General features: G+C 69.9%; 24 protein-coding genes and 2 tRNA genes. 7 read left to right on the top strand and 19 right to left on the bottom strand.

All coding sequences use genetic code 11. From position 1 onward, the window contains the following. The gene (locus VNR19_RS09070; protein WP_325725996.1) at positions 1 to 582 is read right to left on the bottom strand and encodes an isochorismatase family protein; all 582 of its coding nucleotides are present in this window, start codon (positions 580 to 582) and stop codon (positions 1 to 3) included. Next, complete coding sequence (locus VNR19_RS09065) at positions 579 to 2855, bottom strand: MMPL family transporter (RefSeq protein WP_325725994.1); 2277 nt, start codon at positions 2853 to 2855, stop codon at positions 579 to 581. Before VNR19_RS09065 ends, VNR19_RS09070 begins: the two co-directional genes overlap by 4 nt. An 88-nt stretch (positions 2856 to 2943) precedes the next feature. Here VNR19_RS09065 and VNR19_RS09060 point away from each other — a divergent pair, with 88 nt between their 5' ends. Next, positions 2944 to 3906 (top strand): EamA family transporter, encoded by a 963-nt coding sequence (locus tag VNR19_RS09060; RefSeq protein WP_325725993.1) that lies wholly within the window; start codon positions 2944 to 2946, stop codon positions 3904 to 3906. Between the two features lie 31 nt (positions 3907 to 3937). Here the strand turns inward: VNR19_RS09060 and VNR19_RS09055 are convergent, their stop codons facing one another. The 11 genes from VNR19_RS09055 to VNR19_RS09005 form a co-directional block, all read right to left on the bottom strand. After that, the gene (locus VNR19_RS09055; protein WP_325725991.1) at positions 3938 to 4330 is read right to left on the bottom strand and encodes a hypothetical protein; all 393 of its coding nucleotides are present in this window, start codon (positions 4328 to 4330) and stop codon (positions 3938 to 3940) included. Positions 4331 to 4383: 53 nt separating this feature from the next. Beyond that, positions 4384 to 4456: transfer RNA gene (locus VNR19_RS09050), tRNA-Thr, on the bottom strand. Between the two features lie 92 nt (positions 4457 to 4548). Then, positions 4549 to 6096 (bottom strand): alpha/beta hydrolase, encoded by a 1548-nt coding sequence (locus VNR19_RS09045; protein WP_325725989.1) that lies wholly within the window; start codon positions 6094 to 6096, stop codon positions 4549 to 4551. Then, the gene (locus VNR19_RS09040; RefSeq protein ID WP_325725987.1) at positions 6093 to 7271 is read right to left on the bottom strand and encodes a DNA polymerase III subunit delta'; all 1179 of its coding nucleotides are present in this window, start codon (positions 7269 to 7271) and stop codon (positions 6093 to 6095) included. Before VNR19_RS09040 ends, VNR19_RS09045 begins: the two co-directional genes overlap by 4 nt. A 39-nt stretch (positions 7272 to 7310) precedes the next feature. Further along, the gene (tmk, locus tag VNR19_RS09035; RefSeq protein WP_325725985.1) at positions 7311 to 7973 is read right to left on the bottom strand and encodes a dTMP kinase; all 663 of its coding nucleotides are present in this window, start codon (positions 7971 to 7973) and stop codon (positions 7311 to 7313) included. Continuing rightward, positions 7970 to 10675, bottom strand: a complete 2706-nt coding sequence (gene topA, locus VNR19_RS09030; RefSeq protein ID WP_414684138.1) for a type I DNA topoisomerase — start codon at positions 10673 to 10675, stop codon at positions 7970 to 7972. Before topA ends, tmk begins: the two co-directional genes overlap by 4 nt. Positions 10676 to 10740: 65 nt before the next feature. Continuing rightward, positions 10741 to 11058 carry an Rv3654c family TadE-like protein gene (locus tag VNR19_RS09025; RefSeq protein WP_325725983.1) on the bottom strand — a complete coding sequence of 106 codons (318 nt, stop codon included), beginning with the start codon at positions 11056 to 11058 and terminating at the stop codon, positions 10741 to 10743. 3 nt (positions 11059 to 11061) lie between these two features. Beyond that, the gene (locus tag VNR19_RS09020) at positions 11062 to 11415 is read right to left on the bottom strand and encodes a TadE family type IV pilus minor pilin (protein ID WP_325725981.1); all 354 of its coding nucleotides are present in this window, start codon (positions 11413 to 11415) and stop codon (positions 11062 to 11064) included. Next, positions 11412 to 11636 (bottom strand): DUF4244 domain-containing protein, encoded by a 225-nt coding sequence (locus tag VNR19_RS09015; RefSeq protein ID WP_325725979.1) that lies wholly within the window; start codon positions 11634 to 11636, stop codon positions 11412 to 11414. Before VNR19_RS09015 ends, VNR19_RS09020 begins: the two co-directional genes overlap by 4 nt. A gap of 47 nt (positions 11637 to 11683) precedes the next feature. Further along, on the bottom strand, positions 11684 to 12604 hold the full coding sequence (locus VNR19_RS09010) for a type II secretion system F family protein (protein WP_325725977.1): 921 nt from the start codon (positions 12602 to 12604) through the stop codon (positions 11684 to 11686). Then, on the bottom strand, positions 12592 to 13632 hold the full coding sequence (locus tag VNR19_RS09005) for a TadA family conjugal transfer-associated ATPase (protein WP_325725975.1): 1041 nt from the start codon (positions 13630 to 13632) through the stop codon (positions 12592 to 12594). The genes VNR19_RS09010 and VNR19_RS09005 overlap by 13 nt, the downstream gene beginning before the upstream one ends. Before the next feature lie 408 nt (positions 13633 to 14040). Here VNR19_RS09005 and acs point away from each other — a divergent pair, with 408 nt between their 5' ends. Further along, positions 14041 to 16011 (top strand): acetate--CoA ligase, encoded by a 1971-nt coding sequence (acs, locus tag VNR19_RS09000; protein ID WP_325725973.1) that lies wholly within the window; start codon positions 14041 to 14043, stop codon positions 16009 to 16011. A gap of 6 nt (positions 16012 to 16017) precedes the next feature. Here the strand turns inward: acs and VNR19_RS08995 are convergent, their stop codons facing one another. Then, positions 16018 to 16485 (bottom strand): RidA family protein, encoded by a 468-nt coding sequence (locus VNR19_RS08995; RefSeq protein WP_325725971.1) that lies wholly within the window; start codon positions 16483 to 16485, stop codon positions 16018 to 16020. A gap of 1 nt (position 16486) precedes the next feature. Beyond that, positions 16487 to 16714 (bottom strand): Sp36 family protein, encoded by a 228-nt coding sequence (gene sp36, locus VNR19_RS08990; RefSeq protein WP_325725969.1) that lies wholly within the window; start codon positions 16712 to 16714, stop codon positions 16487 to 16489. A 113-nt stretch (positions 16715 to 16827) separates the two neighbouring features. Between sp36 and VNR19_RS08985 the strand changes: the two genes are divergently transcribed. From VNR19_RS08985 to VNR19_RS08970, 4 genes are all read left to right on the top strand, one after another. Further along, positions 16828 to 19692: a transglycosylase domain-containing protein gene (locus VNR19_RS08985; protein ID WP_325725966.1), complete on the top strand. Its 2865-nt coding sequence runs from the start codon at positions 16828 to 16830 to the stop codon at positions 19690 to 19692. After that, on the top strand, positions 19692 to 20669 hold the full coding sequence (locus tag VNR19_RS08980; RefSeq protein WP_325725964.1) for a metallophosphoesterase: 978 nt from the start codon (positions 19692 to 19694) through the stop codon (positions 20667 to 20669). The genes VNR19_RS08985 and VNR19_RS08980 overlap by 1 nt, the downstream gene beginning before the upstream one ends. Before the next feature lie 16 nt (positions 20670 to 20685). Further along, positions 20686 to 20759 (top strand) — tRNA-Pro (locus VNR19_RS08975). A gap of 189 nt (positions 20760 to 20948) precedes the next feature. Further along, positions 20949 to 21719: an HAD-IIB family hydrolase gene (locus VNR19_RS08970; RefSeq protein ID WP_325725962.1), complete on the top strand. Its 771-nt coding sequence runs from the start codon at positions 20949 to 20951 to the stop codon at positions 21717 to 21719. Here VNR19_RS08970 and VNR19_RS08965 read toward each other — a convergent pair. Together VNR19_RS08965 and VNR19_RS08960 are read right to left on the bottom strand one after the other, a co-directional pair. Beyond that, positions 21694 to 22965 (bottom strand): alpha-hydroxy acid oxidase, encoded by a 1272-nt coding sequence (locus VNR19_RS08965; RefSeq protein WP_325725960.1) that lies wholly within the window; start codon positions 22963 to 22965, stop codon positions 21694 to 21696. The genes VNR19_RS08970 and VNR19_RS08965 overlap by 26 nt on opposite strands. A gap of 31 nt (positions 22966 to 22996) precedes the next feature. Then, positions 22997 to 23698: a FadR/GntR family transcriptional regulator gene (locus tag VNR19_RS08960; RefSeq protein WP_325725958.1), complete on the bottom strand. Its 702-nt coding sequence runs from the start codon at positions 23696 to 23698 to the stop codon at positions 22997 to 22999. Positions 23699 to 23768: 70 nt separating this feature from the next. Here VNR19_RS08960 and VNR19_RS08955 point away from each other — a divergent pair, with 70 nt between their 5' ends. Then, positions 23769 to 24614 carry a DUF1295 domain-containing protein gene (locus tag VNR19_RS08955; RefSeq protein ID WP_325725956.1) on the top strand — a complete coding sequence of 282 codons (846 nt, stop codon included), beginning with the start codon at positions 23769 to 23771 and terminating at the stop codon, positions 24612 to 24614. A 16-nt stretch (positions 24615 to 24630) separates the two neighbouring features. Here the strand turns inward: VNR19_RS08955 and VNR19_RS08950 are convergent, their stop codons facing one another. Together VNR19_RS08950 and VNR19_RS08945 are read right to left on the bottom strand one after the other, a co-directional pair. Further along, positions 24631 to 25278 carry a thymidine kinase gene (locus VNR19_RS08950; RefSeq protein WP_325725954.1) on the bottom strand — a complete coding sequence of 216 codons (648 nt, stop codon included), beginning with the start codon at positions 25276 to 25278 and terminating at the stop codon, positions 24631 to 24633. A gap of 19 nt (positions 25279 to 25297) precedes the next feature. After that, positions 25298 to 25762, bottom strand: a 465-nt coding sequence (locus VNR19_RS08945; RefSeq protein ID WP_414684137.1) for a pyrimidine dimer DNA glycosylase/endonuclease V, incomplete at its 5' end; no start/stop codon positions are given.

Genomic DNA, 25762 nt, shown 5'->3' with positions numbered 1-25762 from the left:
TCACACGCCGGATTCGGCGAGCTCCGCTCCGGCGTGTGCCAGCTCCGCGAGCGCGGCCTCTCCCGATCCCGGGGCGACCGCTGCGACGAGATCCGTGAACACGCGCACGCGGCGACCGTGCTCGACGGCGTCGAGGGCGGAGGCGCGGACACAATAGTCGGTCGCGATGCCGACGATGTCGACCTCGACGACTCCGTGCCGCTCGAGCAGCTCGTGCACGCTCTCGCCCTCATCGGTCGTTCCTTCGAAGAGGGAGTACGCGGGCTGACCCTGCCCCTTCTTCACATGGTGCGTGACCCGGCTCGTGTCGAACGCGGGATCGTACTCGGCCCCCTCGGTGCCTGCGACGCAGTGCACGGGCCACGTCTCGATGAAGTCCGGCTCGCCCGACGCGAAGTGTCCGCCGTTGTCGTTGTCGCCGTCATGCCAGTCGCGCGAGGCGACGATCATCGAGTACTCGTCCGCGTGGTCGGTGAGGAATCGCGAGATGCGCTCGGCGACGGCGTCGCCGCCCTCCACGCCGAGCGCCCCGCCCTCGGTGAAATCGTTCTGAACGTCGACGATGAACAGCGCCTTGCTCATGACATGAGCGTACGCCGCCTCGCGGCACGCGTCGTCGGCGCGGAACCCTCCGTCTCGTCGATCGGCTCGCCCGGCTCGCCCGGCGTCGGCTCCGCGTCCTTGCGCGACAGCTTCGAGGGCCACCAGATCGCGCGCCCGATGTCGTACGAGACCGCCGGCACGAGCAGCGACCGCACGACGAACGTGTCCAGCAGCACGCCGAACGCGACGATGAACGCGATCTGCGCGAGGAACAGGATCGGGATCACACCGAGCGCGGCGAACGTCGCCGCGAGCACGAGACCCGCCGATGTGATGACACCGCCCGTCGCCACGAGGCCGCGCAGGATGCCGGGACGCGTGCCGTGCTTGATCGACTCCTCACGCACGCGGGACATCAGGAAGATGTTGTAGTCCACGCCGAGCGCGACCAGGAACACGAAGCCGTACAGCGGCACGGCGGGATCGGCACCCGGGAAGTCGAACACGTTGTTGAAGACGAGCGCGCTCACTCCGAGGGCCGCGCCGAACGACACGATGACGCTCAGGATGAGGATCACCGGCGCGACGACCGACCGCAGCAGCAGCATGAGGATCGCGAGGATCACGACGAGCACGACGGGGATGATGAGCGTCCGGTCGCGGATGGACGTGTCGATCGTGTCGACGTCGGTCGCGGTGACACCGCCCACGAGCGTCGCGCCGTCGCCGAACGCGTCGTCGAGGGCGACCCGCAGATCGCGCACGGTGTCGTCGGCCGCGGTGGAGTCTGCGGCATCCGTCAGCGTTCCGATCAGCAGCACATCGCCGTCTGCGACGGTCGGCTCGGGCGCGGGCGCTCCGGGAGGGCCGGGGGCGGCGAAGACCGCTTCGCCGTCATCGACGGTGACCGTCGCCTGACCTGTCGGAGAATCGGCGGATGCCACGGCCACCGATTCGATGCCGACGCTGTCGTCGAGGAGTTCGACAGCGTCGGCGAGGTCGTCTTCTCGCGTGATGACGTAGACGGGGCTGCCCGATCCCGCCGGGAAGTGCTCGGAAAGCACCTCCTGCCCGTCGCGCGCCTCGGACGCGCCCAGCACGAATTCACTGGTGGGCACGCCGTCGGCCTTGAGCTGCAGCGCCCCGGCTGTCGCCGCGAGGAGCACGAGGGTCGCGACGATCCACACCGGACGCGCGTGCCGCGCGACGAAGCGCGCCTGACGCGGCCAGATGCCCTTCGCGGGTTTGGTGAGGTCGGCGGGCAGGGTCCCGGTGCCGGGCTTGGGGATGAAGGGCCAGAACGCGGCGCGACCGAAGATCGCCAGCAGCGCCGGCAGGAACGTGAGCGCCGACAGGATCGAGAACGCGATGCCGATCGACGCGATGGGGCCCAGCGCCCGGTTCGTCGCGAGGTCGCTCAGCAGCAGGCACAGCAGGGCCGCGATGACGGTGCCGCCCGATGCGAGGATCGGCTCGAACGAGCCGCGCCAGGCGCGCATCGTCGCGTCCCACCGCGGCGCGCCGTCGGCGATCGCCTCGCGGAATCGTGCCACGTAGAGCAGCGCGTAGTCGGTCGCGGCGCCGATCACGAGGATGAACAGGATTCCCTGCACCTGGCCGTTCAGCACGAAGACACCGGCCTTCGCGAGCCACCACACCGTGAGCAGGGCGACGCACAGCGCGAACGTCGATGTCAGCGGCACGAGGATCGGCAGCAGCGGTGACCGGTAGACGATGACCAGGATGATGAAGACCGCGATGAGGGCGACCGCCAGGAGAAGGCCGTCGATCCCGAGGAAGCCCTCCGCGAGGTCGGCCGTGAAGCCGGCGGCGCCGGTGACCCACGCCTCGAGCGGGGCATCGAGGTCTTCGGCGATGAGCGCACGCACCTCTTCGACGCTCTCTCGCACCTCGTTCCCGTCGATCGGCACGAACAGTTGAGCCGATTCGCCGTCGTCGGAGATGATCGGCGGCGACACCTCGCCCACGATCCCGTCGAGGTCGGCGAGATCGTCGGCGAGCGTCTGCAGCGCCGCGAGGTCGTCTTCGGTGAGCTCTCCGTCGCCGGTCGCCACGACGACAGCCGGGATCGAGTCCTCGCCGAGGAACTGTCCCAGCCGCTCGCTCACCTGCGTCGCATCCGCGCTCTCGGGGAGGAACGTCGACTGGTCGTTCGTCGACACCTCGCCCACCTTGCCGAAGTACGGGCCGCCGATGGCGCCCCCGACGAGCCACACGAGGACGAGGACGATCGGGATGCCGATCCTGACCCAGCGATTGGTCGATCGGCGGTCCCTCTGGCGCAAAGACATATCGCTAGCTTATCTAGCATCTACGCTCTTTGCATAATCGGATCGGCACTCCGATCTCGCGTGTGCGCGTCGGTCGTAGGCTGGGCGGATGCTGTCCGCCCTCATCGCGCTGCTCGGCGCCCTCGTGTACGGGTCGGCGGACTTCCTGGGCGGGCTCGCGGCGAGGCGACTGCGCTCGATCGTGGTGACGGCTGTGTCGGCGGCATCCGGTCTCGTCGTGCTCGTCGTGGGGCTCCCCCTCTTCGGGGTCGACGCGACGGGCGCCGACATGGCCTGGGGCGTCGCGGCAGGCCTCTTCGGGATCGTCGCGGTCGTGCTGCTGTACGCGTGCCTGGCGATCGGGCCGATGAGCATCCTGTCGCCGCTCACGGCGGTCGTCTCCGCGATCGCGCCCATGCTGTGGGGGCTGCTCGTGAAGGGCGAGAGCCTCTCGCCGCTCGGCTACGCGGGGCTCGCGGTCGCGCTCGTCGCCGTCGTGCTCGTGGGCTTCATCCCGGGAGCGAAGGTCGTGCGGCCGAGCGCGCGCGGGCTCGTGATGGCGGTCGGGGCCGGGATCGCGATCGGCGCCTTCCTCATCGTGATCGACCAGACGCGCGACCAGAGCGGCCTCGTGCCGCTCGTGTTCAGCCGACTCACGAGCGTCGTCATCACCGGCGCGGTCGTCGGCTTCATGATCCTCGCGGCCGTGCGGCGCGGCCGCACCGTCACCGCCGTGCTGATCCCGGCCGACCCCGACCTGGGTGCGACCCCGACGGGGCACGCCGATCTCGCGCACGCGACAGCGCCCATCCCCACGCGGATCCTCGCGTCCACCCGCGGCCGCGCCTGGTGGCTCGCCATCGGATGCGGCGCCCTCGACGCCGTCGCGAACGGCTTCATGCTGCTCGCGCTGAGGCTCGGGGATCTGTCGGTCGTCTCAGCGCTCACGGCGCTCTACCCGGGCGGGACGATCCTGCTCGCGGCGATCGTGCTTCGCGAGCGCATCGCCGCTGTGCAATGGATCGGGCTCGTGCTCGCGCTGGCCGCGGGGGCGATGCTCGCGGTCGGCTGACGCGGTGCGATGTGTCGGCGCGGGAGGTGGGTCAGCCGCGCGCGAAGAGCAGTGCCCATGAGGAGACGAGCGCGATGATCCCGAGCGCCGTGAGTGCGAGGGCGATCCACATCGTGAACCGCACGCCGGGCGCCGTGCGGGTGAGCCGCACGCGGTCTCGCGATCCGCGCCGCGCGTAGAGGTCGGCTTCGTCATCACCGTCGAGCTCGTGCGCGAGGTGGGGTGTCAGGACGGCCTCGCCCACTCCCCCGTCGTCGAACCAGCGGGCGACGCGTCCTTTCGATGAATCGTCGATCACGACGTGGACGGGGGCCCACGTGCCGTCGGCGATCCTCAGCACGGCAGCGAGGAGCGCGAGAGCGAGGCCGCCGCCGATGCCGACCCACGCGAAGATCTCGAGCACCGCGTCGAGCACGTGCTCCATCGCGCCTCCCCGGTATCGAGAAAGGCCCGGGACGAACCCGGGCCTCCATCTCGAGCCACCTAAGGGAATCGAACCCTTGACCTATTCATTACGAGTGAATCGCTCTGCCGACTGAGCTAAGGTGGCGCGCCTCGCCTGCGCGATGCACGATCAACGATCTTACAGGGTCGCGGGAGTGCTCGCGAACCGGCGCCGTCGCCGGGCGCGCCGCCCATGCGCTAGTCGCACCGCAGTCCGTCTTCGGGGACCGTGCCCTCGAGCAGGTACGTCTCGACCGCCGAGTCGACGCACTCGTTGCCCTTGTTGTAGCCCGTGTGCCCTTCGCCCACACGCGTCACGAGCACGCCCGACGAGAGCTGGTCTGCGAGGGCGACGGACCACTCGTACGGTGTCGCCGGGTCGTTCGTCGTGCCCACGACCACGATGGGGGCGGCGCCTTCGGCGGTGAGCGGCTCACGCGCGTTCGTGGACTCGTACGGCCACACACGGCACAGGTTCGGCCCGATGTTGTACTCGGCGATCGTGGGCGCTTCGGCCCGCAGTCGATCGTCCGCGGCGGCTTCCTCTTCCGGGGTCCAGTCGATCGGGTAGTCCATGCAGTTGTACGCAGTGAAGGCCTGGATGAGGTTCGACAGGTAAACGCCGTCCTGACGGTCGAAGTACGCGTCGACGAGGTACCACGCGATCTCGGGATCACCCTGCAGCACGCCGCGGAGCGCCTCGGTCAGGAAGTCCCAGTACTCGCGCGCGTACAGTGCGGTCGAGATCGCCGTCTCGAGGGCGTCAGCCCCGAACAGTCGCTCGTCCCCGCTCGGCAGGGGCGACCGGTCGAGGCTCGCGAACAGGGCGTTGAGATCGGAGAGCGCCTCGTCGACCGTCCCGCGGAACGGGCACTCGTCGTCGGCGAGGCAGTTCTCCATGTAGGCGCGCAGCGCCCGCTCGAAGCCGATCGTCTGGACGACGCCGAGCTCGAGCATCGAGATCGTCGGGTCGAGGGCGCCGTCGAGCACGAGTCGTCCGACTCGATCGGGGAACAGCTCCGCGTACTGCGCGCCGAGGTACGTGCCGTACGAATAGCCGAGGTAGGTGAGCTCGGACTCGCCGAGCACCGCGCGCAGCAGATCGAGGTCGCGCGCGGAGTTCTCGGTCGTGATGTACGGCAGGATGCCGTCGCTGTTCGCATCGCACGCCTGCGCGAACGCCTCGCTCGAGGCGATGACCTCGGCCGTCCACTCCTCCGAACCGCGCGGGGCCTCCGGGATGTCGAACAGGAAAGCATCCATGCCGGCGTCGTCGTAGCAGCGCACGGCGGTCGAGTCCCCGACGCCGCGCGGGTCGAACCCGACGACGTCGAACGACTCGATGAGCTCCTCCCCGACGGCGAACGACAGCGAGTCGGCGACATACGACTTGCCGCTCACGCCCGGGCCGCCGGGGTTCGTGAACAGCGCACCCTGCGACTGCCCCGTGGCCGCGTGCCGGATGACCGCGAGCTCGATGTCGGCGTCGCCCGGGTTCTCCCAGTCCAGCGGTGCCCGCACCGTCGTGCAGTCGAAGCCCTCGCCGCACGGCTCCCACTCGAGCTCCTGGTCGTAGTACGGCAGCAGCTCGGCCGGGACGCCATCGGTGTCGGGCGTGAGCGTCGGGGCGGGCCGCGACTCGGGGATCATCGCGTACAGGCATCCGGACAGTGCGACGGATGCCGCGGCGAGCCCGGCCACGACGGCGATGACCCGCCGGGGCCGGCGGGGGGCGGTTCGGGTCACAGGGTCCTCCCGCTCGCGACGGTCACGAGCATGCTCTCGAGGGCGAGTGTGGGGGCGACGTTCTGCTCGAGATTGCGTCGCGTCTCGGCGATGCGGTCGAGCACCGTGAGCGTGCGCTCACGCGACCATGCTTCGGCGAGTGCGCGCAGCTCGGGCTCGAGCTCGCGGTTGACGAGATCGGAGTCGCGGCCGAACTGCAGCACCACGACGTCACGGAACATCGACTGCAGATCCGTCAGGACGCGATCGATGCCGTCGCGCAGGCTGCGCGTCGCTCGGCGCTTCTGCTCCTCCTCGAGTGCGGTGAGCTGCGAGCGGACCGCGGGCGGCACGGGGGCGCCCTCGGCGATGCCGAGCGTGCGCAGCAGGTTCGCGCGCTCGGCCTCGTCGCGCTCGGCGGTGAGCGCCTTCGCGTCTTCGGTGGCGGCCTGCACGATGTGCCCTGCGACCTCGACGGCGTCGCCCACGCCGCGCACGGCGAGAGCCGCGCGCAGGGTGGAGTCCCGGCGGGCGCGGGCCCCGGCATCCGTCGCGAGCCTCTGAGCCATGCCGATGTGACGCTGGGCGTGCCGGGCGGACTGCTCTGCCACGGCCTCGCCGACGCCCGTGCGCAGCGCGATGAGCTTCGCGACCTCATCGACCTCGGGCTCACGCAGTCGCAGCGTGCGCACGCGCGATCGGATGGTCGGCAGCAGGTCGGCGTCGCTCGGCGCGCACAGCACCCACACGGTGCGCTCGGGCGGCTCCTCGAGGGCCTTGAGGAGCACGTTCGATGTGCGCTCGGTCATGCGGTCGGCGTCTTCCATGACGATCACGCGATACCGGCCGACCGACGGCGAGAAGTACGAGCGCTCGACGAGAGCCCGCGCGTCCTTGATCGAGATGATGACGCCCTCGGTGCGCAGGGCGGTGAGGTCTGGATGGGTGCCCGCGAGCACCTGCCGCATCGCCTGCTCGTCGCCGGGCTCGGCGATGAGCGCTGCGGCGAACGCGTGCGCGAGGATCGAGCGGCCCGAGCCGGGCGGGCCGGTGATCAGCCACGCGTGCGTCATCAGGTCGGGGTCGGATGCCGCGGCACGCAGCACCCCGACGGCGGCCGGCTGCCCCCACACCGCGCCCCACGGCAGCTCATCGAGCATGGCCGGCTCGACGGGCGCGGCGGCGGTGACGTCCATGTTGTTCAGCCTAATCGGCGGCGCCGACGCAGCGTCCGGTCAGATCCCGGCCCACTCGAGCGCAGACTGCACGCGCCTGCGCACGGCGTCCGCGATCTCGGCGACCGGCTGCGACGCGTCCACCACGAGGAAGCGCGCCGGCTCGGCATCGGCGAGCGCGAGGAACTCGCGCCGCACGTTCTCGTGGAACTCCGCCTCCTCCGCCTCGAGTCGGTCGAACGGCTTGCCCTGGGCCTCGCGGCGCTCGCGCGCGACATCGGGGTCGAGGTCGAGCAGCACCGTGACGTCGGGGATCAGGCCGTCGACCGCCCACAGCGACAGCCGGCGCACTTCCTCGCGACCGAGCACGCGACCAGCCCCCTGGTACGCGAGCGACGAGTCGAAGTACCGATCCTGGATGACGATGTCGCCGCGCTCGAGCGCCGGTCGCACGACGGTGGCGACGTGCTGCGCGCGGTCCGCCGCGTACAGGAGCGCCTCGGCGCGCGCGACGATCTCTCCGCGATGGTGCAGCACGATGTCGCGCAGCAGCTCGCCGACCTCGGTGCCGCCGGGCTCGCGCGTGCGCACGGTCGTGTAGCCCTCGGAGTCGAGCCACTCCTGGAGGCGCTGCGCCTGCGTCGACTTGCCGACGCCGTCTCCGCCTTCGAACGTCACGAACACGCCCCGGGCCGGAGCGACCGCCTCCGTGTCGAGGGTCACTTCTTCGCCGCCGCCTTCCGGGTCGTCGTCGTGCGCCGGGTGCGCTTGGGCGCGGGGCCCTTCGCGCGCTTCTCGGCGAGCAGCTGCACCGCTCGCTCGAATGTGACGTCGTCGACGCTCTCGCCGCGCGGGATCGTCGCGTTGGTCTCGCCGTCGGTGACGTACGGGCCGAAGCGGCCGTCCTTGAGCTTGATCGGCTTGCCGCTCGTCGGGTCCGCCTCGAACTCCTTCAGCGCGCTGGACGCACCGCGCGCGCCGTACTTCGGCTGCGCGTAGATCGCGAGCGCCTCCTCGAGCGTGATGTCGAAGATCTGCTGCTCGCTCTGCAGCGTGCGCGAGTCGGTGCCCTTCTTGAGATACGGCCCGTAGCGGCCGTTCTGGGCCGTGATGACCTCTCCGGTCTCAGGGTCCGTACCGACGACGCGGGGCAGGTCGAGCAGGCGCAGCGCCGTCTCGAGGTCGATCGTGTCGGGACTCATCGACTTGAACAGCGACGCCGTGCGCGGCTTCGGCGCGGCCTCCTTCTTCGAGCCGCGCTTCTTCGGGGCGGGCTCCTCGACGACCCCGGTTGCGGTGTCGACCGCATCCGGATCGACGGGGTCCTCCTCCTGGACGTACGGCCCGAAACGGCCGTCCTTCACGACGATGATCTTGCCGTTCGCGGGGTTCTCGCCCAGCACGCGATCGCCGGCGACGGGAGCTTCGATGAGCTCGCGCGCCTTCTCCGGCGTGAGCTCGTCCGGGGCGAGTCCCTCCGGGATGTTGACGTTGCGCGGCTTCGCGTCGGGGTTCGCCGGGTCGGTGACTTCGAGATAGGGGCCGTACTTGCCGAACCGCAGCGTGATCCCGTCGGCGATGCGTGTCGAGTTGAGCTCGCGCGCGTCGATCTCGCCGAGGTTCTCGACGATCCTGCGGAGGCCGACGTGCTCGTCCGAGCCGAAGTAGAACTCGTTGAGCCATTCGCTGCGCTCGCGCTCGCCGCGCGCGATCGCGTCGAGGTCGTCCTCGAGCTCGGCGGTGAAGTCGTAGTCGACGAGGTCGGGGAAATGCTGCTCGAGCAGGCGCACGACGCTGAACGCGAGCCAGCTCGGCACGAGCGCCTGACCGCGCTTCGTGACGTATCCGCGGTCGAGGATCACGTCGATGATGCTCGCGAACGTCGACGGACGGCCGATGCCCTTCTCCTCGAGAGCCTTCACGAGGCTCGCCTCGGTGTAGCGGGGCTTCGGGGTCGTCGTGTGGCCCTTGGCCTCGACGTCCTTCAGCCGGAGCTTGTCGCCGACCGCGAGCGCCGGGAGCGCCTGGTCGTCGGCCTTGTCGGCGTCCGCGCGCTTCTCGTCGCGGCCCTCCTCGTATGCGTCGAGGAAGCCCTTGAACGTGTAGACGGTGCCGGATGCTGTGAACTCGACGCGCGTGCCGTCCGCGTCGACCTCGAGCGTGACGGTGGTGGTCTCGTACTTCGCGTCGGCCATCTGGCTCGCGAGCGTGCGCTTCCAGATGAGGTCGTACAGCCGCTGCTCGTCGCGATCGAGCTCACCGGCGACCTGCGCGGGTGTGCGGAACTGCTCGCCCGACGGACGGATCGCCTCGTGCGCCTCCTGCGCGTTCTTGCTCTTGCTGCGGTACACGCGCGGGTTCGGCGGCACGGCCTTGTCGCCGTAGAGCTGCACCGCCTGCGCGCGCGCCGCCTGCACGGCCTGCGTGCTCAACGCCGTCGAGTCAGTGCGCATATAGGTGATGTAGCCCTTCTCATAGAGACGCTGCGCGACGCTCATCGCGTGCTTCGCGCTCATGGAGAGCTTGCGGCCGGCCTCCTGCTGCATCGTGGAGGTCGTGAAGGGCGCACGCGGGCTGCGCGTGCCCGGCTTCGACTCGAGGTTCGAGACGGATGCCTCGCCCACCCGTGCGACGGCCTCGGCCAGCTCGCGCGCCTTCGCCTCGTCCAGCGCGAGGACGGCCTTCTTGAGCTGACCGTTGTCGTCGAAGTCGGTGCCTCGCGCGAGGGTCGCACCGTCGACGCGCGCGAGCCGCGCCGAGAACGACTCCTTCGCGGAACCGTCCTCGCGCTTCTCGGCGAGCGTCTCGATGTCCCAGTACGACGCCGGCACGAACGCCATGCGCTCGCGCTCGCGGTCGACGACGAGGCGCGTGGCGGCGGACTGCACGCGCCCGGCCGAGGTGCCCTGCTGCACCTTGTACCAGAGGACGGGACTCACATCCCATCCGTAGAGGCGGTCGACGACGCGTCGGGTCTCCTGGGCGTCGACGAGCGCCTGGTCGAGCTCCCGCGTGTTCTCGACGGCGGCGCGGATCGCGTCCTTCGTGATCTCGTGGAAGACCATGCGCTTGACGGGCACCTTGGGCTTGAGCACCTCGAGGAGGTGCCACGCGATGGCCTCGCCCTCGCGGTCCTCATCCGTTGCGAGCAGGACTTCGTCAGCGTCCTTGAGTGCGCGCTTGAGTTCGGCGACCGTCTTGGTCTTGCGCTCGTTGACGACGTAGTAGGGGTCGAAGCCGTGCTCGATGTCGATCGAGTACTTGCCGTAGGCCTCCTTCTTGTCGGCAGGGATGTCGCGCTTGTCGGCGAGGTCGCGGATGTGACCCACCGACGACAGCACCTCGTATCCGTCGCCCAGGTACGCCTGGATCGACTTCATCTTCGTCGGTGACTCGACGATGACGAGCTTCTTGCCTTTGGCCAAGGGAGGCTTCCTTTCTTCGACGCAAACCATACACTCCGGTCGCTGGGAACCGGATCGTGCTTCGCTCACGGCGGAGGGCCCGCCCGGGCGCGCGCCTCGAGGTCGAACCCGGCGAACGAGCCGCTGACGGACACCGTGGCGATCAGTCCTTCGACCTCGCACGACACGAGTCGCAGGCCCGCGACATGCGCGATTCTCGCCGCGCGATCGCACGGCACACCGCTGACCGCACCCGACACCGTGTCGGCCGCGGCGAGGGCGGCCGCGTCGGCCGCTCCAGCGATCCGCTGGCTGACGACGGCACCGGCCGCGATCGCGCACAGGCCGACGGCGACGGATGCCGCGAACCCCGCCACCGCCGTCGCGAGCACCGTCCCGGGCACGATTCACCACCCACCCGCGAGCGCGCAGCTCGCGGCGGACAGCGGCGGCAGCGCGGGGAACCCTGCCGGCGCGGTCGCGACGACGCACACGAGGTCGTCGCGATGCGCGACGGATGCCGCACCGCCCGTCACCGCGCGCTCGACCACCGCCCGGGCGGAGGAGACCGGCTCGCCCCGGGCGACGAGTCGGGCCGCGTCGGCGGCCGCGTCCTGCAGCCGCACGTGACGCGCACCCGCGGCGAGGGCGCCGGCGGCGAGGAGGAGCACGAGAGCGACGGCGGGCAGTGCGACCGCGAACTCGGCGACGACCGAGCCGCGGTCGCCGCTCGAGCCGCGGGCGACGAGCGGGCCGGTCACTCGACCGTCAGCGCACGGCGCACGAGGTCGGTGAGGATGCCGCGCACCTCATCGCTTCGCATGATCACGACGAGCAGTCCCGCGAATGCCACGGCGGCCATCGTGGCGATCGCGTATTCGGCGGTGGCGGCGCCCGTCTCGTCGCCGAAGAGCTGCGCGGCGCGGCGGCGGGTGAGCGTCGGAAGGTGGAAGCGGCGGGCCGGGCTCGGGGTATCGGACATGGGGTTCCTCTCTATCGGTTTCTCCGGGTTGCGATCACGGGGGCAGGTCAGGGAAGAGTCAGCTCGCTCGACGACACGACGCTCAGGAACATCGGCACCACGCCGAGCAGCAGGAAGGCCGGAAGCGTGCAGACCCCGAGCGGCAGCAGCAGGCGCGATGAGAGGCGCGCGGCGCGCAGACGCGCCTCGACGCGGGCGCGATGTCGTTCGAGCTCCGCGCTCGCGCGGAGCAGTTCGACCGCCGGCACTCCCGCCGCGCGCGAGAGTGCGAGGATCTCGTCGAGCGATGACGCGTCGCCCCCTGCGGCGTCGGCCCCGGCGACGGCCCGGGCGGCGCCGACCACCTCGCGCGCACGATCGATCGACACACCGCCGCTGAGCGCGATGGCGAGCAGCTCGGCGTCCATTCCGGGTACGGCGCGCTCGTCTGCCGCCCGCCGGACGAGGTGAGCGTTCCAGCGACGGGCGAGGGCGATGAGGACGACACCGGTGACAAGGCATGCGATGCCCAACGGGCTGCCGATGAGCACCCCGACCGTGTCGAATCCGAGGACCGCTCCGAGAGCCACCGCGACGAGCGGCAGCCAGCCCATGAGCCTGGCGGTCGCCGCGGGCTCGGCGAGCGCGACGCGCACGTCGTCGGCGGCCACCTGGGCGTCGCGCATCGAGGCCGCGATGCCGCGCAGCGTCTCGGCGAGCGGTGCGCCGACGGATGTCGCGACCGACCACGCGGTCGCGACATCCGTCCACGGTCCTCCGAGCGCTGCGATCGCGGCCGGGAGCGGGGCTCCGTCCGCATGCGCGTCGCGCACCCGGGCGGCCGCGGCGTCGCCGGTCTCGGCGAGGTGCTGCCACGCGCGGGCGGGTGTGACCCCGGCGCCGAGCATGACCGCGAGCGTGAGGCCGGCGGCCGCGGCATCCGCGTCGTCGGATCGCACATGAGAACGGCGTCGGATCAGCCGGCCCATGACATCTCCTCGATCGCGAGACGCCCGGCGCCGTCGAGCACGGGGCGACCCGCCCCCGCGCAGCGCCTGCGGCCTTCTCCCGTGCGCTCGACATGAACCACGACGCCGATCGCGCTCACGACCTGGCGCGCGAGCGCGCGGTCGTCGAGGCCCGCGAGTGCGCCGAGCGCTTCGAGCCTCGCGGGGACGTCGTGCAGGCCGTTCGCGTGCATCGTGCCGGCGCCTCCGTCGTGACCCGTGTTGAGCGCCGACAGCAGTTCGCGCACCTCCGGTCCGCGGCACTCGCCGACGACGAGTCGATCGGGCCTCATGCGCAGCGCCTCACGGACGAGCCTGTCGAGCGCGACGCCGCCCGCGCCCTCGAGATTGGGCTGACGTGCCTCGAGACGCACGTGGTGGGGATGGTCGATGCTCAGCTCGGCGAGGTCTTCGACCGTGACGATCCTCTCCGATGGATCGGCGCACGCGAGCAGCGCCGCGAGGAGGGTGGTCTTGCCGGCACCGGCCGCACCCGTCACGAGGACGTTCTCGCGTCGCCGCACGAGGTCTTCGAGAGCCGCACGCCCTCGTGCGTCGAAGGCACCTCGCCCCTCGAGGTCGACGAGCGTGGGGCGCTCCACGCGCGGGACGCGGATCGAGACGACGGTTCCTGCGGGTGATACCGGTGGGAGCACGGCGTGGACGCGGATGCCTCCCTCCAACCGCACATCGACCGCGGGCGCGGCGTCGTCGAGGTGTCGTCCGCCCGCCGCGATGAGCGACACAGCGAGATCGCGGACGTCCTCCTCGGTCGCGCGCCACTCCGGCGCGCGTCGCGCACCGTCGCCACGATCGACGAAGAGGCCGTCGCCCGAGTTGACGAAGACATCGGTCACCGATGGGTCGTCGAGGTATCGCTCGAAGGGCTCGAGGGCCGGATGCCGCACGCGCCGCCCGGCGGGCGACTCCTCGAGCCGAGGCTCCGTCGGCACATCGGGCGTCGCCGCGCTCATCCCCTCGCGGGGCTGGACGACGAACGGCTCGGGCATGGCGTCGACGCTAGGGAGCGCGGTGCCGCGAACGCCGTCGAGACGGCGGATCCGTTGAAATCACGCGTGTCCGTGCGGCTGGGGAGGAGGCCTCGGAACTCGTCCGGGCACAAATAAGGGGCGGCATCCCATGGGGGGAATGGGATGCCGCCGCGCGCGGCACCGCAGTTCGGGGGGGTGCTTCGGGTGCCGCAATGCCAGAATCGATGTTCGGCCGCTGTTGAGCATACGCAAAATCCAGGCCGCCGACAAACAATTCCTGCACTCAGTACCGATATATCGGTTGTGTCCGTGTCAGCGCGTGTCGAAGGCGTGCGACGAGGTAGGTGAGTGCGGGGGGTCATAGGTAGATTGACCCTGTCGTCCGGCCGACGCCGGCCAACGAGAACCGCGAAGGAGCGCTCCCGTATGAGCAGTCAGATCGACCATCTCTTGAACGAGTCACGACGGTTCGCGCCGCCGGAGGAGTTCGCTGCGAGAGCGATCGCGACCGCCGACCTGTACGACCGTGCGAAGGCCGATCGCGAGGGCTTCTGGGCTGAACAGGCGCGCGAGCTGCTGCACTGGCACAGGCCCTTCACCGAGGTCCTCGACTGGTCGAACCCGCCGTTCGCGAAATGGTTCGCCGACGGCGAGCTCAACGTCGCGTACAACTGCCTCGACCGCCACGTCGAAGCGGGCAACGGCGACCGCGTCGCGCTGCTGTGGGAGGGTGAGCCTGGCGATGAGCGCCGCGTCACCTATGCCGAACTGACCGACGAGGTCAAGCGCCTCGCCAACGTGCTCACCGACCTGGGCGTGGGGCAGGGCGACCGCGTCGCGATCTACATGCCCGCTATCCCCGAGGCCATCGCCGCGATGCTCGCCGTCGTGCGCATCGGCGCCGTGCACTCCGTGGTCTTCGGCGGCTTCTCGGCCGACAGCCTGCGCGCGCGCCTCGACGACGCCGCCGCGAAGGTCGTCATCACGGCCGACGGCGGCTACCGCAAGGGCAAGGTCTCGCCCCTCAAGCCCGCCGTCGACCTCGCGCTCTCCGACCGCAACGGCTCGGGGCCGCAGGAGACGGTCGAGAAGGTCATCGTCGTCCGCCGAGGCGGAAACGAGATCGACTGGGTCGAGGGCCGCGACCTCTGGTGGCACGACGTGGTGCCGCACGCCTCCGCCGAGCACGAGGCCCCGGCCTTCCCCGCCGAGAACCCGCTGTTCATCCTGTACACGTCGGGCACGACCGGAAAGCCCAAGGGCATCCTGCACACGACGGGCGGGTACCTCACCCAGTCGGCGTTCACGAACAAGGTCGTGCACGACCTGCACCCCGAGTCCGACGTCTTCTGGTGCACCGCCGACATCGGGTGGGTGACGGGGCACTCGTACGTCACGTACGGCCCGCTCGCCAACGGCGCGACGCAGGTCCTCTACGAGGGCACGCCCGACACGCCGCATCCGGGTCGCTGGTGGGAGATCGTCGAGAAGTACGGCGTCACTATCCTCTACACCGCCCCGACGGCGATCCGCTCGTTCATGAAGATCGGGCGCAAGGTGCCCAAGCGGTTCGACCTCTCGTCGCTGCGCCTGCTCGGATCGGTCGGCGAGCCCATCAACCCCGAAGCATGGATGTGGTACCGCAAGATCATCGGCGGCAAGACCGCGCCGATCGTCGACACGTGGTGGCAGACCGAGACCGGCGCGATCATGATCTCGGCTCTGCCCGGTGTCACCGAGACGAAGCCGGGTGCGGCCCAGGTCGCGCTCCCCGGCATCTCGGTCGACGTCGTCGACGAGGACGGCACGCACGTCGGCAACGGCAACGGCGGCCTGCTCGTCATCACCGAGCCGTGGCCGTCGATGCTGCGCGGCATCTGGGGCGACCCGGAGCGCTTCGTCGAGACGTACTGGAAGAAGTTCGAGAAGCAGGGCTTCTACTTCGCGGGCGACGGCGCGCGCCTCGACGACGACGGCGACGTGTGGCTCATGGGCCGTGTCGACGACGTCATGAACGTGTCGGGTCACCGACTGTCGACGACCGAGATCGAGTCGGCGCTCGTCGCGAACGAGGCCGTCGCCGAAGCGGCCGTGGTCGGGGCATCCGATGAGACGACCGGTCAGGCCGTCGTCGCGTTCGTGATCATCAAGCAGAGCTACCTCGACGAGCACTCCCCCGAGGGCCTCGCCGACACCCTTCGCAAGTGGGTCGCCGAGCAGATCGGCCCGATCGCGCGTCCGCGCGACGTCTACATCGTGGGCGAGCTGCCCAAGACCCGCTCGGGAAAGATCATGCGTCGCCTGCTGCGCGACGTCGCGGAGGGCCGCGAGGTCGGCGACACCACGACGCTCGCCGACACGGCCGTCATGAGCGTGATCTCCGCGCAGCTCAGATAGCGAGGGTCACGCGAAGGAGAAGACGACCTCGACCTCGACCGGGGCGTCGAGCGGCAGCACCGGCACCCCCACAGCGGACCGCGCGTGCCTGCCCGCTTCGCCGAAGATCTCGCCGAGCACCTCGCTCGCGCCGTTGACGACGCCGGGCTGGCCGGTGAAATCGGGCACGGATGCCACGAACCCCGTGACCTTGACGACACCGGTCAGCCGGTCGACTCCTCCGACCGCTGAAGCGGCGGCCGCGAGTGCGTTGAGCGCGCACGTGCGGGCATACGTCTGGGCGTCGGATGCCGGGACGAGCCCGTGTCCGTCGCCGACCTTGCCCGTCGCCGGCAGCGCGCCCGACACCATCGGGAGCTGGCCCGCGGTGTAGACGAGGTCTCCGTGCACCTTCGCGGGGACGTAAGCCGCAACCGGCGGGACGACCTCAGGGAGGTCGATGCCGAGCTCGGCAAGGCGCTGCGAGACGCTCATGTCACGCCTCCCCGAATTGCTTGGCCGCCTCGGCCGCCGCGTCCAGGCCCGCGTTCGCGGCACCGGCGCCGGCGCCGTCGCCGACGGGCCGCTTGAAGTATGCGACGAGCCCACCCTCGGGCCCCTGCACGACCTGCACGAGCTCCCAGCCCTGCTTGCCCCAGTTGTTGAGGATCGCGGCGGTGTTGTGGATGAGAAGAGGCGTGGTGAGGTACTCCCACGTGGTCATGCGGCTCCTCGGAAGGCGTGAGTGCGGGTCATCGGATGTCGGAGGCTGAGAAGTCGCCTGAGTGGGCACGTCCGCCAAGGCTTCGTCCAGCAACCTCCCCTACGATCGACCCTATGCCTGATACCAAACGGACTGCTAGCGGCGTGCTCGGAGGCCTCGCGGGACTCGCGGGCCTCAGCGCTGTAGCGGGGGTTCTGGTCACCCTTACCGTCACGCCCGCGATCGCCCTGTCGGGGGCCGCGGCGACGAGCGCGATCACGATGTTCGACAATCTGCCGAGCGTCCTCGAGATCGACAAGCTCATGCTGCCGACGACGCTGTACTACAAGCACCCCGAGACGGGCGAGGACCTGGAGCTCGCGAAGTTCTACGACCAGAACCGTTCGCCGGTCACGTACGAAGAGGTCGCGCCGGTCATGTACGACGCGATCCTCTCGAGTGAGGACCCGCGCTATTACCAGCACGGCGGCGTGGACCTCATCGGAACGACGCGCGCCATCCTGTCGAACTTCAAGGGCGGCGGTGAGACCCAGGGCGGCTCGTCGATCAGCCAGCAGTACGTCAAGAACATCCTCATCCAGCGCTGCGAACGCGACGCGAAGGATGAGCCCGTCCTCGACGACAACGGCGAACCCGTCATGAACGAGGACGGGACCCCGCAGATGATCCCGCGTGAGCAGGTCCTTCTCAACTGCTGGACGGATGCCACGACCGCATCGGGCATCGAGGGATATCAGCGCAAGCTGCAGGAGATGCGCTATGCGATCTCGCTCGAGCAGCGCTACTCGAAGACCGACATCCTGCTCGGCTACCTCAACATCGCGAACTTCGGCGGCACCACGTACGGCGTCGACGCGGCGGCGAAGTACTACTTCGGCGTGGCGGCGAAGGATCTGACGCTTGGTCAGGCCGCGACGCTCGCGGGCATCGTGCAGAACCCGAACGCGTACCGCATCGACCGCCCCGAGGGCACGATGTTCGATGACGAGGGGAACGCCTACAACAAGGCTCCGGACGGCGTCGTCGACGACATCGCGAAGAAGCAGGTCGGAGCGCTCAACTCCAAGCTCGAGAAGGGCGAGATCACCGAGGAGCAGTACATCGCGGCCGCAGACGGCTACTCCGCGACGAAGGGCCGCCAGCTCTACGTCCTGAGCCGGATGCTCGATGACGGCAAGATCACCGAGGAGCAGTACGACGAGGCGGTGCTCGAGCCCATCACGCCGAACATCCACCGGCCCACGACGGGGTGTGTCGCAGCGGGCGGCGCGGCGTACTTCTGCCAGCTTGTGAAGAACATCATCGAGACCGACCCCGCGTTCGGCGAGACGCGGGAGGACCGCCTGAACGCGCTCAAGCGCGGCGGCCTCAAGGTCTACACGACGCTGGACGTCCGGGTTCAGGGCCCCGCCGAGCAGGCGATGACCGAGTGGGCGCCGACCTCCGTCGAGGGCATGGTCGATGCGAACACCGGCAAGTTCGGCGCCGCCGGCATCAGCATCGAGGCTTCCACCGGGCGCATTCTGTCGGTCGTGCAGAACACGAAGTTCTCCGAGGACGGCACGCTCGCGGACGACCCGAACTACAGCTCGCTCGTGTTCGCCGCCGACCAGAAGTACGGCCGTTCCGGCGGCTTCGAAGTGGGTTCGACGTTCAAGCTCTTCACCCTCATCGACTGGCTCGAGAAGGGCCACTCGGTCAACGAGGTGGTCAACGGGAACGTGCGCCCCATCAAGCGGCTCACCAACAGCTGCAACAGCCAGCTCAACGGTCCGGGCGACTGGGTCAACACGGGCAACGTCATCGTCAAGAACTTCAACAACCAGCGCGGCTACGTCGGCACCCCGATGAAGTTCACACGCGACTCGCTCAACACGGGCTTCTTCGCAATGGCCGAGAAGCTCGACCTGTGCGACATCAAGAACGTCGCCACGAAGATGGGGGTGACGCTCGGCAACGGCGAGCCGGTGAGGATGGACGACCTCTTCTCGATCATCGGCTCGAACAACGTGTCCCCGATGGCCATGGCGGGCGCTTACGGCACCGTCGCGAACAACGGCGTCTACTGCCAGCCGCGCGCGATCGACCGCGTCGTCGACGCGGACGGCAACGAGATCACGCCGCCCCAGACGACGTGCACCCAGGTGCTCGACCCGAAGGTGGCTGCGACCGCGGCCTACGCGCTGGAAGGCGTCATGAAGGGCGGGACCGGCAACAGGGCGAACCCGTACGACGGCACGCCTGTGCTCGGCAAGACGGGTACGCACGAGAGCTGGCAGACCTGGCTCGTGCAGTCCTCCAGCAAGGTCGCGACGGCGACCTGGGTCGGCAACTCGACCGGCAAGGGCGACATCTTCCAGCGCTGGCACAACGGACAGAAGATGTCCGACCTGCGCTACATCATCTCGCGCGCCATCCAGGGTGCGGCGAACTCCGTCTACGGCGGAGATCCGTTCCCGCAGCCGGACCGCGACCTGACGAAGCAGGTGCTCACCGACCTGCCGAACGTCGTCGGCATGCCGGTCGACCAGGCGCGCCAGACGCTCGAGAACGCCGGCTTCGAGGTCGTCGTGGGCGATCCGGTGGACTCGTCCGAGGCCGAGGGCATCGTCGCGGCGCAGAACCCCGGCGCGGGCAAGGTCGCGGGCGGCACAGTCGTCACGATCAACCCGAGCAACGGCCAGGGCCTCGCGGTGCCGGACGTCTCCGGACGACCTCTCGACGAGGCGGTCAGAGCCATCCAGCGCAGCGGCTTCGGCAACGTCCAACCGGGCACATGCACCGTCGACGACCGAGTGAACAATCCGAGGGCCACGGGCACGAGCCCCGGCGCCGGTTCGGTCGTGAACCGGAACACCCAGATCACGGTCAACTACGCCGCGAGCGACTGCGGCGGAGGCGGCGGTCCGGGCGGACCCGGCGGCGGTCCGGGCGGCCCCGGTGGCCCCGGCGGGGGCGACTCCGGCGGCGACAACTAGTGGCCTCGTCGAACGTCAAGACCGCCCTCACCGCGCTCGGCGCGGTGGGGGCGGTCGGTGTCGGCGCCGCGGTGTGGGGAATCGGCATCGAGCGCTACCTCTTCACGCTTCGCGAGCATGAGGTCGCGATCCTCCCCCCGGGGTCCGCGCCGATCCGCGTCCTGCACCTGTCCGACGCCCACATGGCCCCGTGGCAGAAGCGCAAGCAGCGGTGGATCGCCTCGCTCATCGACCTGCACCCCGACCTGATCGTCAACACGGGTGACAACCTCGGCCATGCTGACGGGCTGCGCGGGCTGCGCGCGGCGTTCGCGCCCTTCCGCGGCATCCCGGGGGTCTTCGTGCACGGCTCGAACGACCACACCGCTCCGTCGCCGCGCAACCCGTTCAAGTACTTCACGGGGCCGTCGACGATCCTCACCGCGGAGGAGCCCCTCGACACGGCCGCGCTCGACGAGTACCTCACGGACGACCTCGGGTGGGCGGATCTCAACAACGCGGCCGCACGGCTCGAGGTCGCGGGACTCACGGTCGACGCGTTCGGTGTGAGCGACGCCCACCGTCGCTGGGACCGACTCGACGTGGTCCCGGATGCCCTGGAAGAAGCGCGCGACGATGAGCCGGCCGGACTCACGATCGGCGTCACCCACGCGCCGTACCGCCGGGTGCTCGACTCGTTCGCCGACTTCGGCGCGGACATGATCTTCGCTGGGCACACGCACGGCGGCCAGGTGCGCCTCCCTGGCTTCGGCGCGCTCGTCGCGAACTGCGACATCCCGCTGCGCCAGGCGCGCGGTCTGAGCGAGTGGAGCCACCGCGGAACCGACCTCGCGCTCAACGTCAGCGCTGGTCTCGGCCACTCGATCTACGCCCCCGTGCGCTTCGCGTGTCCGCCCGAGGCATCGCTCATCACCCTCGTCGCGAAGGACGCGCCCGGGCATCCGGCTCGGTTCGGAGCAGGCTCCGGGATCGGGTAGACTCGACGGGTTGCCACGGGGTGTGGCGCAGCTTGGTAGCGCGCTTCGTTCGGGACGAAGAGGCCGCAGGTTCAAATCCTGTCACCCCGACTGATGAATCCGGCAGCCGCCACAGGTGGTTGCCGAATTGATCTATCTGGTGACCGGACGCGAAGCCTGCACGCGCAGGTGGGCCCACGCCGCCGGAGGCTCCGCGGAGCGCGCAGCGATCCGTGGAGTGGCGGTGGGGACAAATCCTGTCACCCCGACCACATTGTGAAATCGACGACGAGGAATGAGATGAGCCCGAAGCCCATCCGTCTCGTCTCGTTCGACCTCGACGACACGCTGGCGCCGTCGAAGAGCCCGATCGATCCACGCATCGGCGACCAGCTCATCGCGCTGGCCGAACGGGTCGAGGTCGCCGTCATCTCGGGCGGTCAGCTCGCCCAGTTCGAGAAGCAGGTCGTCGACCGGCTTCCGGAGGCCCCGGCATCCGTCCTCTCCCACATCCATCTGCTGCCCACGTGCGGCACGCAGTATTACCGGCTGCGCGAGGGCGGGGTGGAGAAGGTCTACGCGCACGCGCTCACCGACGACCAGAAGCGTCGGGCGATCTCGGCCCTCGAGTCCGAGGCGAAGCGTCTCGGACTGTGGGAGACCGAGACGTGGGGTGAAATCATCGAGGACCGCGGCTCGCAGATCACGTTCTCCGCGATGGGTCAGAGTGCTCCGCTCGAGGCCAAGACGGCGTGGGATCCGACGGGCGCCAAGAAGAACGCGCTCCGCGAGGCCGTCGCGGCCTTGCTCCCCGACCTCGAGGTGCGCTCCGGCGGCACGACGTCGGTCGACATCACGCACGAGGGCATCGACAAGGCGTACGGCATGCGGCAGCTCGCCGAGCAGACGGGCATCCCGCTCGACGAGATGCTCTTCGTGGGCGACCGTCTCGATCCCGACGGCAACGACTACCCGGTGCTCGCGATGGGCGTGCCGTGTCAGGCCGTCGAGGGCTGGGAGGACACGGCCGAGTTCCTGGACCGGCTCATTCCGACGCTGCCTCGACGCTGACCGCGCGGTTCTCCCGCCCGACCGGGACGAGCCGCGTGAGCTGCGTGACGTGCTTCGGCTCGAGCTCTTCGAGCGATGCGACGCCGAGCAGCTTCATGGTGCGCTCGATCTCGCCGCGCAGGATCGCGATCGCCTTGTCGACGCCCGCGCGGCCGCCGGCCATGAGGCCGTAGAGGTACGCGCGTCCGACCAGCGTGAACTTCGCGCCGAGGGCCACGGATGCCACGATGTCCGCGCCGTTCATGATGCCGGTGTCGATCATGACGGTGGCGTCGCGCCCGACCTCGCGCACGACGTGCGGCAGCAGATGGAACGGGATCGGAGCCCGGTCGAGCTGGCGACCGCCGTGGTTCGACAGCACGATGCCGTCGACGCCCAGGTCGACCAGTCGCTTGGAGTCCTCGATGTTCTGCACGCCCTTCACGACGATCTTCCCGGGCCACAGGTCGCGGATGATCGCGAGATCCTCGTAGCTGATCGTCGGGTCCATCGCGGCGTCGAGCAGCTCGCCCACGGTGCCGCCCGTCGTCGACAGCGACGCGAACTCGAGCTTGGGCGTCGTGAGGAAGTCGAACCACCACCACGGCCGCGGGATCGCGTCGATGATCGTCGACAGCGTGAGCTGCGGCGGGATCGAGAATCCGTTGCGCTTGTCGCGCAGCCGCGCGCCCGCCACCGGCGTGTCGACCGTGAACATGATCGTGTCGAAGCCGGCGGCCGCCGCGCGTCGCGCGAGGTCGTACGAGATCTCGCGGTCGCGCATGACGTACAGCTGGAACCAGTTGCGGCCGTTCGGGTTCGCGGCCTTCACGTCCTCGATCGAGGTCGTGCCGAGGGTCGAGAGGGTGAACGGGATGCCGGCGGCGCCGGCCGCGGATGCCCCGGCCGACTCCCCCTCGGTCTGCATGAGCCGCGTGAACCCGGTCGGCGCGATGCCGAACGGCATCGTCGACGGTCCGCCGAGGATCTCGGTCGACATGTCGACCGCCTCGGCCGGACGCAGGATCGACGGGTGGAACTCGATGTCTTCGAACGCCTGCCGCGCACGCGCGAGCGACAGCTCCCCCTCGGCCGCGCCGTCGGTGTAGTCGAACGCGGCGCGCGGAGTGCGCCGCTTCGCGATCGCGCGCAGGTCGTAGATCGTGAGGGCCTTGTCGAGGCGGCGCCGACGAGCGTTCAGGTCGGGCCGCTTGAACTGCATGAGCTCCATGAGCTCGGCGATCTTGGGCAGTTGGCGCTTGACCATGCGTGGGTACCTCTCGTCTTCGGACGTCGCGTCACGCGTGCGGACGCGTGTTCTCGTAGTAGTGCGTGATGTGGTCGCGCACGCGGCGCGCCGCGGCATCCGAATCTCGCGCCGTGATCGCGTCGAGGACGCCACGGTGCTCGCTGCGCAGCCGCTCGGCCTCGGCCGGCCAGTCGGGGATGCTCTCGACCGCTCCGCGCACGTAGCCTTCGATCGACGAGCGCAGGCCCTCCATGGTCGCCGCGACGACGAGATTGCCGGATGCCTGCGCGAGGGCCACATGGAACGCGGCGTCGAGCGCGAGGAACTCGGCGGGGGTCAGCTCGTCGTCGTCCATCGCGTCGAGCGTGTCGACCGCGGCGGAGAGGTCGGGCTCGGATGCGTTCGCGAGCGTGCGCGCGACCCACTCCTCGAGCAGGAGCCGGGTCGCGACGACGTCGGCGATCGGGAGCCCCTGTGCGGCCACCTGCAGGCGCAGGAGCGCCGAGAAGCCGCCGGTGGGGGATGCGATCACGATCGCGCCCGCGTTGGGCCCTGAGCCCGTGCCGGTGCGGATGAGGCCCATGACCTCGAGGACACGGAGCGCCTCGCGCACACTCGACCTGCCGACCCCGAGCCGCGCGACGAGATCGCGCTCCGAGGGCAGCCGGTCGCCCGGCCGCAGCCTTCCCGCGGACATGTCCGCCTCGATCGTGTCGAGGACGAGGCGCCATGCCCGCGCTTGCTCCGCCATGCCGACCTCCCTTTGGTCTGACCACACTACGCGAGCGTCTCATGACGGTGCAACCCGCTACTCTGGCGACATGGATCCCCTCGTCCTCGTCCTCATCGTCGCGGGCGTCGCGTGCGCCTTCTGCTGGATCGCCTCGCTCATCACGAAGGACACCTCGTGGGTCGACCGGCTGTGGTCGATCGTGCCCTTCGTCTACGTGTGGATCTTCGCGATCGCCGGCACCCTCGCGGGGGTCGATGCGACACGCCTGATCGTGATGGCCGTGCTCGCGACCCTGTGGGGCGCGCGGCTCACGTTCAACTTCGCGCGCAAGGGCGGCTACACCGGCATGGAGGACTACAGGTGGGCGATCCTGCGGGCGCGCATGAAGCCGTGGCAGTTCCAGCTGTTCAACCTGTTCTTCATCGTGCTGTACCAGAACGCGCTGCTCGTGCTCATCACGCTCCCCGCCTACATCGCGTATCTGCACCCGGCCGTGTTCAACGGCTGGGACGCCGCGTTCGCGGCGCTGTTCGTCGCGTTCCTGATCGGCGAGTTCATCGCCGACCAGCAGCAGTGGGACTTCCACCGGGCCAAGAAGGCGGCGGGCGGTCACCTCGAGCCCGGATTCCTGACGACGGGCCTGTGGCGGTTCAGCCGTCACCCGAACTTCTTCTTCGAGCAGGCGCAGTGGTGGACGTTCTACGCGATCGGCGCGACGGCGGCCGTGGCATCCGGTCTCGGCTTCTGGGGCGGCGCGTTCAACTGGACGATCGTCGGCGCGTTCCTGCTGACGGTGCTCTTCATCGGGTCGACGATCTTCACCGAGTCGATCTCGGCCTCGAAGTACCCCGCGTACGCCGACTACAAGCGCACGACGTCGATGATCGTGCCGCTCCCGCCGCGCCGTCGCCGCGAAGCCGAGGCGCACGCGTAGCCGCGCTCAGCGGCGCCTAGCCCAAGCGCCCGCCCGACTCGCGCAGGTAGCACTCCGCGCACATCGACTCGTACGTGACGCGGTCGGCCGAGAGCTCGTCGATCGCCACCTGGTCGCCGTCGAACACGAACCTGCCCTCGACCAGGCGGGCGTTGAAGATCGCCTTGCGGCCGCACCGGCAGATCGTCTTGAGCTCCTCGAGCGTGTGGGCGAGCTCGAGGAGCCGCCGCGAACCGGGGAACGCCTGCGTGCGGAAGTCGGTGCGGATGCCGTACGCGAGCACCGGTACGCCGTCGAGCACGACGATGCGCAGAAGGTCGTCGACCTGGTCGCGCGTGAGGAACTGCGCCTCGTCGACGAGGAGGCACGCGACGTCGGTCGACATGCCGCCGTGGTCGGGGATGAGCGTGTCGATCTCGGCGCGGCGCAGGCGCGCGCGGTGCTCGGCGAACAGGGCGCGCACATCGTCGTCTGGCCGGATGAGGAAGTCGACCTCGCGCGTCACGCCGAGGCGGCTCGTGATCTCGTCGGCGCCCTTCGTGTCGATCGCGGGCTTGGCCAGCAGAACGTGCTGCCCGCGCTCCTCGTAGTTGTACGCGGCCTGCAGCAGAGCCGTCGACTTGCCGGAGTTCATCGCCCCGTAGCGGAAGTAGAGCTTGGCCACGAACCGAGCGTAGTCGCCCTCAGGGGCGCTCCCACCCCGCGACGGGCCCGGGTTCGACGACGAAGCTCGTCCCCGCCGTCGGCTCCCCCGCCAGCCGCGGCAGCCAGTCCGCGGCGCGCGCGGCGACCTTCGCGCGCAGGTGGGCGGCCTCGTACGCGAGCTGCCCCTCGGTGACGGGGATGCCCGGGGGCGCGGCATCCGGTCTCATGATCCTCGTACGGTCGAAGCGGTAGCGGCGCGCGTCGGCCTCGTCAGCGAGCGTGCCGAGGTAGTGGCCGACGGCGCCGAGCGGGTCGTCGCACGCGCGAAACCGCTCGAGCTGCGGATGCCGCGTGTACCCGACCGTCCCGCCCGCGAGCACCTTCTGCGCCAGCAGCGCCTCGCGCCAGCACGCCACGAGCGCCGCACGGTCCAGCAGCGACGGATGCAGCGACCACAGCCTCACGCGTGCAAGCGTCTCACATGCGCAGGTCAGCGCCCGCCG

It is taken from the genome of Microbacterium sp. (assembly GCF_035556355.1).
GTDB lineage: Bacteria > Actinomycetota > Actinomycetes > Actinomycetales > Microbacteriaceae > Microbacterium.
The sequence above is the reverse complement of the archived record's forward strand: the minus strand, read 5'-3'. Positions and strand labels throughout refer to the sequence as shown.

Excerpts from the sequence above, each read along its gene's own strand:
- VNR19_RS09070 (WP_325725996.1), bottom strand. The coding sequence starts at position 582 with ATGAGCAAGGCGCTGTTCATCGTCGACGTTCAGAACGATTTCACCGAG.
- VNR19_RS09065 (WP_325725994.1), bottom strand. The coding sequence starts at position 2,855 with ATGTCTTTGCGCCAGAGGGACCGCCGATCGACCAATCGCTGGGTCAGG.
- VNR19_RS09060 (WP_325725993.1), top strand. The coding sequence starts at position 2,944 with ATGCTGTCCGCCCTCATCGCGCTGCTCGGCGCCCTCGTGTACGGGTCG.
- VNR19_RS09055 (WP_325725991.1), bottom strand. The coding sequence starts at position 4,330 with ATGGAGCACGTGCTCGACGCGGTGCTCGAGATCTTCGCGTGGGTCGGC.
- VNR19_RS09040 (WP_325725987.1), bottom strand. The coding sequence starts at position 7,271 with ATGGACGTCACCGCCGCCGCGCCCGTCGAGCCGGCCATGCTCGATGAG.
- VNR19_RS09015 (WP_325725979.1), bottom strand. The coding sequence starts at position 11,636 with ATGTCCGATACCCCGAGCCCGGCCCGCCGCTTCCACCTTCCGACGCTC.
- VNR19_RS09010 (WP_325725977.1), bottom strand. The coding sequence starts at position 12,604 with ATGGGCCGGCTGATCCGACGCCGTTCTCATGTGCGATCCGACGACGCG.
- VNR19_RS09005 (WP_325725975.1), bottom strand. The coding sequence starts at position 13,632 with ATGCCCGAGCCGTTCGTCGTCCAGCCCCGCGAGGGGATGAGCGCGGCG.
- acs (WP_325725973.1), top strand. The coding sequence starts at position 14,041 with ATGAGCAGTCAGATCGACCATCTCTTGAACGAGTCACGACGGTTCGCG.
- VNR19_RS08995 (WP_325725971.1), bottom strand. The coding sequence starts at position 16,485 with ATGAGCGTCTCGCAGCGCCTTGCCGAGCTCGGCATCGACCTCCCTGAG.
- sp36 (WP_325725969.1), bottom strand. The coding sequence starts at position 16,714 with ATGACCACGTGGGAGTACCTCACCACGCCTCTTCTCATCCACAACACC.
- VNR19_RS08985 (WP_325725966.1), top strand. The coding sequence starts at position 16,828 with ATGCCTGATACCAAACGGACTGCTAGCGGCGTGCTCGGAGGCCTCGCG.
- VNR19_RS08970 (WP_325725962.1), top strand. The coding sequence starts at position 20,949 with ATGAGCCCGAAGCCCATCCGTCTCGTCTCGTTCGACCTCGACGACACG.
- VNR19_RS08965 (WP_325725960.1), bottom strand. The coding sequence starts at position 22,965 with ATGGTCAAGCGCCAACTGCCCAAGATCGCCGAGCTCATGGAGCTCATG.
- VNR19_RS08960 (WP_325725958.1), bottom strand. The coding sequence starts at position 23,698 with ATGGCGGAGCAAGCGCGGGCATGGCGCCTCGTCCTCGACACGATCGAG.
- VNR19_RS08955 (WP_325725956.1), top strand. The coding sequence starts at position 23,769 with ATGGATCCCCTCGTCCTCGTCCTCATCGTCGCGGGCGTCGCGTGCGCC.